13 protein-coding genes are annotated in these 12695 nt (G+C 43.5%); 5 read left to right on the forward strand and 8 right to left on the reverse strand.

The annotated features are described in order from the left end of the window. Window positions 1-47 precede the first annotated feature (47 nt). The 3 genes from JZ784_RS08490 to purM form a co-directional block, all read right to left on the reverse strand. Entirely contained in the window at window positions 48-485 is a 438-nt protein-coding gene (locus JZ784_RS08490) for an META domain-containing protein (protein ID WP_346314547.1), read from the reverse strand. Between the two features lie 233 nt (window positions 486-718). After that, window positions 719-1348, reverse strand: coding sequence for a phosphoribosylglycinamide formyltransferase (gene purN, locus JZ784_RS08495; protein ID WP_346314548.1), 630 nt, complete (start codon window positions 1346-1348; stop codon window positions 719-721). Window positions 1349-1357: 9 nt separating this feature from the next. Beyond that, window positions 1358-2428, reverse strand: a complete 1071-nt coding sequence (gene purM, locus JZ784_RS08500; RefSeq protein WP_005008650.1) for a phosphoribosylformylglycinamidine cyclo-ligase — start codon at window positions 2426-2428, stop codon at window positions 1358-1360. Between the two features lie 136 nt (window positions 2429-2564). Between purM and cxpE the strand changes: the two genes are divergently transcribed. From cxpE to JZ784_RS08520, 4 genes are all read left to right on the forward strand, one after another. Then, the gene (cxpE, locus tag JZ784_RS08505) at window positions 2565-3785 is read left to right on the forward strand and encodes a chloramphenicol efflux transporter CxpE (RefSeq protein WP_346314549.1); all 1221 of its coding nucleotides are present in this window, start codon (window positions 2565-2567) and stop codon (window positions 3783-3785) included. Between the two features lie 15 nt (window positions 3786-3800). Then, window positions 3801-4505 carry a DnaA regulatory inactivator Hda gene (gene hda / locus JZ784_RS08510; protein ID WP_005008657.1) on the forward strand — a complete coding sequence of 235 codons (705 nt, stop codon included), beginning with the start codon at window positions 3801-3803 and terminating at the stop codon, window positions 4503-4505. Between the two features lie 119 nt (window positions 4506-4624). Continuing rightward, the gene (gene rbtA, locus JZ784_RS08515) at window positions 4625-6454 is read left to right on the forward strand and encodes a rhombotarget A (RefSeq protein ID WP_346314550.1); all 1830 of its coding nucleotides are present in this window, start codon (window positions 4625-4627) and stop codon (window positions 6452-6454) included. A gap of 12 nt (window positions 6455-6466) precedes the next feature. After that, window positions 6467-8872, forward strand: coding sequence for a CSLREA domain-containing protein (locus JZ784_RS08520; protein WP_346314551.1), 2406 nt, complete (start codon window positions 6467-6469; stop codon window positions 8870-8872). A gap of 148 nt (window positions 8873-9020) precedes the next feature. On the opposite strand, the gene JZ784_RS08525 is transcribed toward JZ784_RS08520, so the two are convergent. The 5 genes from JZ784_RS08525 to JZ784_RS08545 form a co-directional block, all read right to left on the reverse strand. Further along, window positions 9021-9425: a DUF3106 domain-containing protein gene (locus JZ784_RS08525; RefSeq protein ID WP_346314552.1), complete on the reverse strand. Its 405-nt coding sequence runs from the start codon at window positions 9423-9425 to the stop codon at window positions 9021-9023. Further along, on the reverse strand, window positions 9415-9738 hold the full coding sequence (locus JZ784_RS08530) for a hypothetical protein (protein WP_005008661.1): 324 nt from the start codon (window positions 9736-9738) through the stop codon (window positions 9415-9417). The genes JZ784_RS08525 and JZ784_RS08530 overlap by 11 nt, the downstream gene beginning before the upstream one ends. Continuing rightward, window positions 9735-10349, reverse strand: coding sequence for an RNA polymerase sigma factor (locus tag JZ784_RS08535; RefSeq protein WP_005008662.1), 615 nt, complete (start codon window positions 10347-10349; stop codon window positions 9735-9737). The genes JZ784_RS08530 and JZ784_RS08535 overlap by 4 nt, the downstream gene beginning before the upstream one ends. A gap of 156 nt (window positions 10350-10505) precedes the next feature. Beyond that, window positions 10506-11282, reverse strand: coding sequence for an RNA methyltransferase (locus tag JZ784_RS08540; protein ID WP_346314553.1), 777 nt, complete (start codon window positions 11280-11282; stop codon window positions 10506-10508). Between the two features lie 47 nt (window positions 11283-11329). Then, window positions 11330-12304: a class 1 fructose-bisphosphatase gene (locus tag JZ784_RS08545; protein ID WP_346314554.1), complete on the reverse strand. Its 975-nt coding sequence runs from the start codon at window positions 12302-12304 to the stop codon at window positions 11330-11332. Window positions 12305-12488: 184 nt separating this feature from the next. Here JZ784_RS08545 and JZ784_RS08550 point away from each other — a divergent pair, with 184 nt between their 5' ends. Next, entirely contained in the window at window positions 12489-12689 is a 201-nt protein-coding gene (locus tag JZ784_RS08550; RefSeq protein WP_005008666.1) for an NF038105 family protein, read from the forward strand. Window positions 12690-12695: the final 6 nt, after the last annotated feature.

Here is a 12695-nt window from a genome sequence, read left to right on the forward strand (position 1 = left end):
CACTCCATGGAGTGCTTTTTTATAAAGTAGGTCGTTAAATTTAACAATTACTTCGCATTTTCAAATTTCAAAATAACATTGTTATTGGTATCTAAAAATTTCAGCTCATCTTTAGAAGCATCATAATGAGTGACTTGGTTCAATGCTTGATTAAAGCTTTGAGGAATGTTTGTTGCGGTCAAACAGGCTTTTTGTGTTGATGCAAGGTTGGAAAATTGGATTTTAGTGTTTTGTACAGCATATCCACCCATGAATCGATTACAGCCATCCGATCCGCTGACACGGGTATTGTCGAAAGAAATACTCGGTACATTTGAATTAGCAGGATCAGCTTCAAGCTTCACGCCTTGAATTTCACTTGCAACCCAGTTTTTGTTTTGTAGCTTATCTAAATTACGGTCAGTGGCTGGATTTTGTGTCGTAGCACAACCAACCATCGCTAATGTTATACATGCACAAGTGGTGATTTTGATGGTTTTTAACATGTGATTTTCTCCGCATTTAAAGGGATGTCATAATTTCTAAAGTTTTATCAGCTTATATTTTTAATGATGTGGAAACGATTCAATTAACGAAAAAAAACATATTCATCATAAATTTTTAATATTTTAAACAACGTATTTTTTTCATTTATTTTTTAAGCATATGCTGAGTCGATTCAGGTGCAAAAACAAAAAACGCATCCGAAGATGCGTTCATTATTAAATTTTATAATTGCTTAGAGCTTGCAGAATTGTACAGGTTCTTTCATAGCCTGACCACGGTACAGTACACCGTGTTCAGTATGCTGGATCGTGCCGTTGCATATCCATTCAGCGACTTGCGGATAAATCACATGCTCAAGCACATGAACACGATTTGCCAAGGTATGTGCATTATCATGTCCATTCACTTTCAGCACGCCTTGCGCAAGCGCTTGGCCTGCATCCAGCTCTGCAGTAACATAATGCACCGTACAGCCATGCAGTGTGTCGCCGGTATTCAGGACGCGTTGATGCGTATGTATGCCTTTATAATTTGGCAATAGGGAAGGGTGGATGTTAATCATTTTACCTTCCCATGCTTTGACAAACTGCGCACTTAAAATGCGCATGAAGCCAGCTAAAATCACCAAATCAGCATCCCATTCCAGCAATTGCTGATGCATGACATCATCAAAGGCTTCGCGGTTTGGATATTGCTTGTGTTCAATCACTGCAGTTGGAATGTCTGCATTTTGAGCGCGCTTTAAAGCATAAGCTTCAGGCTTATTGGAAATTACTCCGACAATTTTCCCTGAAAGATTGGCATCAATCAGGGCTTGCAGGTTGCTTCCGCTGCCTGAAACAAGAACAGCAATTTTAGTCATGAAAAGTGCTTATGCAAAAATCACACGGATTTTTTCGTCAGCGCCTTCTACTGATGCTGCATTGTCTTGGATTTTACCCATTTTCCAAGCTTTTTCGCCTTGAGCAGTCAAAACTTCAATCGTTTTATCCGCATCAGCTGCATCAACAACAAGCACCATGCCTACGCCGCAGTTAAATGTGCGGTACATTTCGAATTGTTCAACACCGCCTTCTTTTTGAAGCAGTTTGAACAGTTCTGGCCATTCCCAAGAAGACTCATTGACAACAGCTTGAGCGCCATTCGGCAGAACGCGCGGAAGGTTGCCTGGCAAGCCGCCGCCAGTGATGTGCGCCATGGCGTGAACATCGACTTGCTTAAGCAGCTCAAGAATTGGCTTGACATAAATGCGTGTCGGTTCCATTGCTGTATCAGCAAGTGGGCGGCCGTCAACAATTTGAGTCAGGTCAACGTTTTTAACGTCTAAAATTTTACGAAGAAGAGAGTAGCCATTAGAGTGCGCGCCGCTTGATGCAACACCAATTAAAACGTCATCCGCTTTAACCTTAGTGCCGTCAATAATTTTGCTTTGCTCCACAACACCTACGCAGAAACCTGCAAGGTCATAGTCGTCACCTTCATACATGCCTGGCATTTCAGCAGTTTCACCGCCAACCAATGCACAGCCTGAAAGCTCACAGCCTTTGCCAATGCCAGTGACAACATTTGCAGCAACATCTACGTTTAAGTGGCCAGTCGCATAATAGTCAAGGAAGAATAATGGCTCTGCACCGCAGACAAGAAGATCGTTTACACACATTGCAACCAAATCTTGACCAATCGTGTCATGACGGTTTAAGTTCAATGCTAAACGTAATTTTGTACCAACACCGTCTGTGCCAGATACGAGAACAGGTTCTTCATAACCTTTAGGAATTTTACAAAGAGCGCCGAAGCCGCCTAATCCGCCCATTACTTCAGGGCGTGCAGTACGTTTCGCGACAGATTTGATGCGATCGACTAACGCGTCGCCCGCTTCAATATCGACACCTGCATCTTTATAGCTTAAACCAGTGTTTGGGGTAGAAGTTGAGTTGCTCATAATGAAGTCTCCGCATTCGCGGGGCGATTATACCTGAATATACGAAACACATATGTTATTTATGCGCTAAAATGCTATCTTTACTGAAATATTTTTTATCTCTATAACGATTAAACTGAAAAAAGGGCGAATTTTTATGGTTGATAAAACCTTACGTCGCATTTTTATTATTGCAGGCATAGTGCTGATCCTTTGGGTACTGTACCTTTTGAAGCCGGTTGTGCTTCCTTTTATTGTTGCCTTTTTAGTTGCCTATTTATTCAGTCCGCTTGTGAATAAGCTGCATGGCATCGGTTTGCCGCGCTGGCTGTCTATCAGCATTGTATTTGTCGGCATCGGGCTGGTGCTGACATGGGCGATGTGGTACTTGGTGCCGCTTGTCTGGCAGCAGCTGATGTATGCCAAGACCAGCATTCCGGCAGGTATTCACTGGGTGAATTACACCTTTTTGCCTTGGCTGTCCCACACCTTTAATCTAATGCCGATGGAAATAGACACTGAACAAATGTCTAAAGCCATTATGGATTACATTCAAACCAATTACAGCGCCGACAGCATACAGGCGGTGCTGCTGAAGGTTGCGCAATCAGGCCTGAACTTTATCCAGATTGGCGGTACGGTTGTTCTTATTCCCATCATCGCTTTCTATTTTCTGCTGGATTGGGAGCGCATGCTTGAAAGCTTCCGCAGATTAATCCCTCGCCCTTATGAAAAAAGCACCTTGAAAATTGTGAGTGAATGCCACAGTGTATTGGGCGCTTTTGTCAAAGGCCAATTTCTGGTGATGTTTTTACTGGGCGTGGTTTATGCCGTCGGCTTGCAGATCATCGGCATCGAAGTCGGGCTGATTATTGGCATGATTGCAGGCCTTGCCAGCATTATTCCTTATCTTGGCTTTGCCGTCGGTATTATTGCTGCCGTCATTGCAACACTGTTCCAGTTTGGACTGGATTGGATGCAGCTGTTTTTAGTGCTGGTTGTATTTATGATTGGCCAGGCTGTGGAAGGCTATATTTTGCAGCCCTTCCTGCTGGGCGATAAAATTGGACTTTCACCTGTGGCTGTGGTTTTTGCCGTTTTGGCGGGCGCGCAGCTGGCAGGATTTTTAGGCATGCTGATCGCATTGCCGGTTGCCGCCATCATTGTCGTGCTGCTTCGCCATGTGCGTGAATACTATGAGCGCAGTCAGCTGTATGGCTCAGATGCTGTTGTGGCGCATGCCGCAAATGCAGGTTCAATTTTGATTGAAACCGAGCAGGCCAACGTTGATATAGAGTTAAAAGAAACTGCAGCAAAAACTCTGCAAGATCCTGAAAAATCGAGTAAGATCGATGTATCTGAAAATAAAGATTTATAAGGCCCGTATAGATATATGCGTCAATTGCAGTTAGATATTGAACCTCAGCTGGATGCCCGAATTAGTGATTTTTCTGGGCCAGGCTGGGGACATGTCATTGATGGCGTGCGTCAGCTGCATGCGGGCTTAATGAACCGTTTTTATATCTATGGCGGTGCGGGAACCGGTAAAAGCCATTTGCTTTCTGCAATTTGTGATTCGTATTTAGAAATTGGCAAATCGGCAATTAAAGTTTCTTTATTAGAGCTATTGGATGCGCCAACAGAAGCCATTACCTCGCTCGATCAATACGATTTGGTCGCTTTAGATGATATTGAAGCGATCAGCGGCGTGCCGCATTGGCAAAAAGCAGTTTTTCATTTAATCAATTACAATAATGAAGGCGGCGGGCAACTAGTCTTTTCATCCCGTTTTGCGCCAATTGAACTGAAATTGGAACTCCCGGATTTGCAGTCCCGCTTGACTCAGGCGGTCAGCGTTAAAGTGCCGAATGGCAGCTTGTATGCGGACAGGCAGGCTTTGGTTTTATCTGTGCTTTCGCGCAGAGGCATCCATATCGATCAGCAAATTGTTGACTATTTATTATTGCACGGCCCGCATCAAGCCTCGATTTTGCTGCAGACTTTAGAGCAGCTGATTCAGCTGCTGAAAGGGGAGAAAACCAAGCTCAGCAATGCCGCTTTACGGCAGATTTATGCGCTGATTGATGAATATCGATAAACTGTAAAAAATCTTGAGTAATTACTCAAGCTATGACAAAGTACACAAAATAATTCGATGCTGCAGGGAATTTGCGGCTAAAGAATAAAAAAGAAATAAAAAGATACAAGGAGAAGGTTATGCTCAAACGGAGCATAGGCATAGGTATGCTGTGTGTTGCAGGACATGCTTACAGTGCTGATATTAATATTACGACGACTGAAGATGTTGTAAAGGATGACACCGAGTGTTCACTTCGCGAAGCCATTGAGTATTTAAATATTCCTGCAGACGACCGGCCAGAAGCAGGCTATATGGGGTGCGGCGGCACAGGCGCGTCGACAAATATTTTGCTGGAAGCAAAGAAAGAATATAAAGTTAAGTCCCCGCTTTATATCAAAACTGCATTGCTCATCCGTACGGATTACTCAACCAATGTCACAGATGAAGTGGCGGAAGGGATGAATAATGCGACGCTAAAAATGACTGGCGCATCAAACATCTTTGTCATTGATGATGCGAACAATCAATCCAGCGCATTAATTACCTTTAAAGAACTGACTTTGGCGGGATGCGGCGTTCAAAAATGCGCTGATAAAGGCGGCTTAATCTATAATAACGAACGCCTGCAGTTAAATACCGTTAAATTATCAGGCGGCTGGGCGGATCAGGGCGGTGCAATTTATAATGTAGGCGTCAATAGTGATTACCCTGCTTATGCCAGTACAGTAGAAATATTAAATAGCCTCTTTGAAAAAAATAAGGCCGCAGAAGGCGGAATCATTTACACGCAAGCGCCATCTGTGTTTATTTCAAGATCAGTTTTCCGCGATAACGAAACCGCCGCTGCGGCTTCAGCCAATATTTATGCAGCTCAGGGGCTGAGCGATGAAAAATTGGTGTCATTTCCTTTAAGCATGTACAAAATTTCAAACAGTACTTTTTTCAGCAACAAAGGTGCTGTTGCAAATGTCACTGATGGAATGGGCTTGAACAATTTAACCATGGTCGCCAATGGTTCAGGCTTGATTTTGAATGCGCCGAAAGCCAAAGCATATATCAGCAATAGTATTTTGATTGGCAACCCTTATCCTGTAATTACAGGCGGGAGTGACTGCCGCTTTGAATCGGGCGATCAAAGTGTTCTGTGGAACAATTTAGTTTCTCCGGTTTGCGGTACTGGAAATGTATCTTATCCAAATGGTATTTGGAATGGAACACAGCTATTTGCTGGATCAAATGTGGAAGGCGAATGCGCATCTTTAAAAGATGATACAACGGCATTGCTTTGCCCTTACCGCACGGTCGAAAAAGCTTTTACAGGCTATTTCCGCCCGCGTATTTTATTGTCTTATAACAGTATTGCAGACTCATTGATCGTCAATAAAGGGCTTAAATCAAATGGAAAGGATGCCTTTGTTACGTGTGAAGCATCTGATCAGCGGAGCGTAAACCGTGATGCCGATCCGGCTGCTTGCGACCGTGGCGCCATAGAAATTGTCGTGCCTACGGCTACAAGTTTAGCAGGTCAGGATATTTTAGTTGGGGACGTCGCTAAAATTTCGATTGCTGATTATCTTGGAGACAGCGATTTAATGCCTAAGGAAGAATGCGAACGCTTATTGGGTAAAAATCCAACTGGAGCAGCATGGAAAGACGGATGTCTTCAAATTGTGCAGCGTGAAACGCCATCTAAGGGCTCATTGACCATCGATCTGCAGGGCAACTTGGTTTATACGCCTAATGGTGCATGGCGCGGCGCGGATATGTTTACGATCCGGGTAGTCACCTCTTCTACACGTTTTAATACAAGCAATAAACCGTATATGGAAATTAATATTAACGTGGTTCAAGAAACTGAAAATACAATGGAAAGTAAGACAGTTGAAACATCTGGCGGTTCATTTGGATTCTTGAGTGTATTTGCACTTTTAGGTTTAGCAGGATTGCGACGCTATAAAAAATCATAGGGATAGGTATCCATGAAAAATTATAAAAAAGGTCTGCTAGCGCTTATGGTGATAGCGGCAATGCCGTTGATGGCTTCGCAGAGCGATATTATTTATGTCAATACTTTTGATGATGAAAATGGTGAAAATCCAAGTAAGTGTTCTTTAAGGGAAGCCATCGAAACAGCAGCCAAAAATAAAGGCATTGGCGGTTGTACGGCAGGCAATACACTAGTTGGACAAAAAGACTATATTCAGCTGGAAGCAGGAACATATAAGCTGAATCAAGAGCTTAAGCCGGCTTCGCAAGTGTTTATTTTGGGTAAAACGGCCGCCGATTGGGAAAAGAAAAGCCCATTGACCAATGATTATCCATTAATAGGAGCGCTCAAAACAAAAATTGATGGTCAAAACAAGACGCGTCTCTTTAATACCGTTGAAAGCGAAGCTACATTAGTTTTGAGTAATGTTGAATTAACCAATGGCTATTCAGCAAATGACGGCGGCGCGCTTTTTATTGGCGGCGCCTTAACGCTAGATGCAAGTGCAATTACCTCGTCTGTGTCGGATAAGAGCGGCGGTGCAATATATCTGGTTCCTGATAAAGGCGAAAAGACGGTTACGGTTAATCAGACGCTATTGCAAGGGAATGATGCTAAACAGGGCAGTGTTTTTGCCATGGACTGTGAAGCGAATTTGCTGAATACTAAAGCTGCCATTACTGTGTCTGGCAGCAGTATTGTAAAAAATGGCTTAGTTAAAGATAGTTCCAGTACGGTTGATGTGTGTGGAAATTCAAGTGTTACCTTAAGTACAAATACAATTGCAAAAAACCGTGCAAACATTGCCATCATCCATACAGCATCTTTTGCGAATCATCCATTAAGCGATAGCTCTATTTTAAGCTTTGTCAGTAATACCATTGTAGAAAATCAGGCGCCAACGGCTTGGTTGTATGATGAAAATGGATCTAAATCATTGAACTATAATGTTTTAGCATTTAATAGCGGCAATGCGTGCAACTACAGCAGCAGTAACAATGTGCTTATAGAAAAGGCATCGGTATGGGCTCAAAATAATGCCTTGGCGCTGACCGGCGCAAATGCGTGTATTTTACCGCCAGAGTCAGCGACTACAGATTTAAAAGTTGAAAACAATATTGATGTTGCGAGTATGAGCTTATCCAGCGTGCTTTCAAGTTATCAGGAAGCATCACAATATAATCTGTTTTTACCGCTGTATTATCCAAAACAAAATAATTCAGCAAACGATCTGATTGACCTTGAAAGAACAGGCTGTTCAAGTACAGACCAGCGCGGCTTAGCGAGAGTAGAAGACGGGACGTTGACACTTGACCCGGCCAAGCGTAACTCTTGTGATATCGGTTCTGTTGAACGCATACGTTTAACGGCTGCCGATATTGTTAACTTAAGCAATGTTTCTGCAGTGACATTAGTCGATGGCTTAAAAGCAGAAAAAGACCGCCTCAAAGCGTTGCTGGATAATTCCAGCACCAATAAAGACTATTTGGTAATGTATCAAGATGACTACAATACTGCATCTGATCTATTGAAATACACTCAGCAATATTTAGGTTATAGAACAGTATTTGTTGACCCGCTGAGTATGACGTTGCGTGAGGAAGAAGCTGTTCCGAACAGCAGCGCTCAATTAATCAAGCCGCTCAATGAAGAAAACTATGAGATTACGGTTGAATCGCTTGGCGTAGGTGTTCAAACAGGTGAAAATTCAACTATTGATTTGACTAAAATTGTGAAAGATTCAAATTTAATATGTGAGTGGAAGTCGGATCTTAAGCGCGCCATTATGTACCGTACCGATGGCAAGATAACGAATTCATCTGAAGCGGAGTACTGTTCTTACGCCATTAAGGACAGAAACAGCGGTGTTGTCACCAAAGGCATAATGCAAGCCCGTTTTGTTAATATCGCGCCGATTGCTAAAGATGATACTTATGCAATTAGTTCTGATACCAATTTAGAAGTGACAGTAAGCCCCTTAGAAAATGACTCAGATGACGGAGATGGTCCAAATTCAGTTTTGCCTGCAGGTAAATCTATTTGGCATCAGAATGCAGACGGTAAAAATACCCCGATTTATTTTAAAAGTATTCCTGCGGGTTTGAATTTTACAGCTGAATACAGCGGCCCTTGCCCTGGCGGTGATGTGCGCAATGTCTGCTATGGCGGCAAGATTAAGTTTTCGGTTAAGAATGCATTCAGTCAGTTCAGTTATCCAATTACCTATAAGGTTTATGATGCGGAAGGCGCTGAGTCGAATGAGGCCATCATCTATCTGCAGAACCAAGCGAAAAATACAAATGAAAGCTCCAGCGGCGGCGGTTCATCAAATGTCTTTGGCTTGATTGTTCTGGCTGGCCTTGCGGTATTCAGAATGCGTAAATTTACAAGACGCTGATTTTAAAAAGTAAAAAGGCCTCTATTAATGGAGGCCTTTTTGTTGCTGAAATTTTGATTATTGGGCGTTTAGGCGGTGGTTAGAAGATTAGACTGAGTGCATGGCAGAGCGTTTTTCGCCCTATTTTATCTAAACATAACGCTCAAAATCAGTGATGTGTCACTTCCGGTGTCAGATATTTATTAATATACTCTTCGCGGATGGCGGAACGTTCATCGGGTGGCGCTTTTTGCAAGCGAGACGCTAATTCCCGGCGTTCCTGGCTGCTCATTTTTTGCCATGTTTCGCGCATTTTCTGCTTTTCAGTTTCTGGAAGCTGATTAAACCAATCCATCCGCTGCTGTAAGCTGACACTCTGTTCAGCGGGGATTTCTTTAAGAGACTGATAACGCTTGATTAGTGCAGCTTGTTCAGTATCAGACAATGAATCCCAAGTTTCATTCACTTGAGTATCTGCATCTTTGGAAAAAATCCAAAAACGTTCAAAGCCTGCAAAGCTGGTTTGCAGGAACCCGAATGCGCAAAAAGCGATTGCTAACTTTCTAGCTGCCATGGGGAGCCTTGTCCTCGCCTAAAACCATTAACATTTCTAAGTCTTCAACCATTTGAGGTGAAAGCTTAGGTGCTGAAACAACTTGATTCTGCGGTTTTTCATTCAGTGTTGTCACTGAATTCGGCAGCACAATAAAGCCTGCAATCGCAGCTGCTAAAGCAAAGCCTGACATTTTCCACAAGCCATAGTGCGATGTTTCACGTTCTTGAATTTCATCAAGAACATTATTCATTACAGCAGGTTTGTGCGCATGTTGCTGTGCGAGTCCATCAAGTTTGGAAGTTACTTGCTTTAAGAAATCATCTTGTTTCATTCGGATGACCCTCCCAGATGCGGATTCAAGTGTGCTAATGAAGCGCGTAAGCCTTGTATAGCACGGTGATAATGGGTTTTTACACTGCCGTCAGTGCAATTCATAATCTGTGCTGTTGTATGTGTATCAAAGCCTTCCCATGCACGAAGCATAAATGCCTGCTGCTGCCGGACTGGCAGCTGTGCGATGGCTTCCTGAATCTCTTCGGCCGTTACGGCACGGTCAATAAATTCAAGCGGATTAGGCGTTGATTCATCTACAACATCATTCAGCTCGATTTCATCATCGTCTAAGCTAACTTTTCTGAAAAAAGAAAAGGGCTGAGCGCGGCGGGCTTCTTTACGTCGCCAATCTTGCAGTTTGTTATTCAGGATGGTGTAGAACAGGGGATACCATTCTTCAGTGGATTTCTCTGCATATGACTTATGCAGCGAGATGAAGGCTTCCTGAACCAAATCCATGGCAATGCCATGCTGGTTTTGGGTTGCGCTTTCCATCATGACCAGAGCGCGGCCAGTGACTTCATTCATGAAGTTTTTCAGGCGAGATTCTACCGTGCTCTTAAGAACACTTGAATCTGCTGTATCTGACTGTTTAGGCGCTAAATCCATAGAGATGGAAAATCCTGTCATTGGATACCCACCATCGCTTTTAAGTTCATGTACATATAACGTTAAAAGCGATGGCTTGGTTGACAAATAAATTGTTATTTTTCTAGTTTAATCTATTTTTAAACTGGGCGGAGCCCATTCAAATAGAATAACGTATTACAGGCGCTGGCGGACCATTTCAAAGAAGCAGATTGAACCAGCAATGGCAACATTCAACGACTCTTGACCGCCTGGCTGCGGAATAACCACAGCTTCAGCATTTTCCAGAGCGTATTCACTGACGCCTTGACCCTCATTGCCCAGTATCCATGCACATGCTTTGCTTAAATCTTTTGAATATAAGCTGGCCGAGCGGTGTGAACTGGTGACATATACAGGAATTTCAAAACGGGGCAAGATGTCTTCGAGCGCGATATTTTCAAAAGTATGCAATGAAAAATGCGCACCCATGCCTGCACGGAGCACACGCGGTGACCAAAGTGATGCTGAACCTTTGGTGCAAACCACTTGCTTAATGCCGGCCGCCGCTGCAGAGCGCAGCAATGTCCCGACGTTGCCTGGATCTTGGACATTTTCTAGAATTAAAGTGTCAGCATCAAATTTCAGCGCTTGGCTAGAGCTTGGCAAGTCAATCACCGCTAAGCAGGCCAGTGTAGTGCCTAGGGTGCTTAAGTCTTTGTACAGCGACTCGCCAATGACAAAGATATGGCCTGTATACGTTTTGAGAATTTCCTCAAAGTCTGGATGTGCCAGGGCATGTTCTGTGGTGAAAATAGAATTGATTCTTCTGTTTTCCTGCAGCCATGCAAGGCATAAATGCGTTCCTTCCAGAACGGTTTGACCTTGTTTTTTGCGGTATGAGTTCTGTTCAATCAGCCCGCGCAAATGTTTGATTTTCGGGTTGTCTTTAGACTCAAGAAAAATTGTAGACATGGGAGATAAGTCCACGGTGATCAGGCAGGCTGATCACCGCTGTTAAATTAGTTATGGTAGCCGGTAACCAGATCGACTTCGTTTTTAGAACCGATGATGACTGGCACGCGCTGATGCAGTTCAGTCGGCTGGATGTCAAGGATGCGGACACGGCCAGTGGTAGATGAGCCGCCAGCTTGTTCCATCAGCATGCTCATTGGGTTTGCTTCGTACATTAAACGCAGACGTCCTGCTTTTTTCGGATCTTTAAAATCGTACGGATACATGAAGATGCCGCTGCGGCATAGAATACGGTGAATATCGCCAACCATGCATGCTACCCAGCGCATGTTAAAGTCTTTTTCGCGCGGGCCGGTTTTGCCTGCAAGGAGTTCATCTACATAGCGCTTCACGGGCTCTTCCCAGTGGCGCTGATTGGACGCATTGATGGCATATTCCTTAGTATCCGCAGCGACAGTAATCGCATCTTTGGTCAGCAGGAATTCTTGGCTGTCTGGATCAAAAGTAAAGAATACTACGCCAGCGCCAACAGTCAGCGCCATCATGGTTGAAGGGCCATACAGCACATAACCTGCGGCAGCTTGGTGAACGCCTGCCTGCATGAAATCTTCTGCTTGAGTTACGGCATTTTTAGCTGGAAGAATAGAGAAAATTGTGCCTACGCACATATTGATGTCAATGTTGCTTGAGCCGTCTAGCGGGTCAAACAGGACAAGATAATCGCCATTTTCTTGCGCTGGGGTAAATTCATCAAGCTCTTCTGATGCTAAACCGCCAACATGCGGATGAACTTTTAATGCATCAATTAAATAATCATTTGAAATCACATCAAGTTTCTTTTGCTCTTCACCTTGCACATTTTCATGCTGCGCGCTGCCCAATACGCCCGCTAAAGCGCCTTTTTGAAGCAAAAGGTCGATGTCTTTGCATGTATCTCCAATTGTTTCAATAACTTGTGCAAGGGCAGGTGTTAAATTTCCGCTTTGTTGTTGTAGAAATTGGGATAAGCTTAAACGTGACATAACCGGAATGCTCCAAAAGAAAAGCGGTCAAAAATGATCGGAATAGAATAACCCTTCATTTTAGATGAGAATGAGGGAAAAGAAAAATTAAACTGTGTTATTTGACGCGATTTTGCCCTTGCAAGTCTCTCAGAACATGCTATGTTGAAAGCAGGAAACAGAGGGAATGACAAGGAGCACAACAATGACCACTCAAAAATTTGATGCGACTCCAACTCCGAGTGAAGGTTTAAATTTGGATGACATTTCCAAAGACAATGTAAAAGAAGCTTGGAGCGGTTATGAGTCTAAGCCTGAATACAAAAAGTTCAATAAGCATGACTTGATTGAATCTATGCAAAGCGCTCATGAAGAAGCTGCGGAGCAAAAGCCTGAGCAGGCTTAATTCTCG

The sequence above is a fragment of the Acinetobacter sp. CWB-B33 genome, assembly GCF_039655955.1.
Lineage (GTDB): Bacteria > Pseudomonadota > Gammaproteobacteria > Pseudomonadales > Moraxellaceae > Acinetobacter > Acinetobacter bouvetii.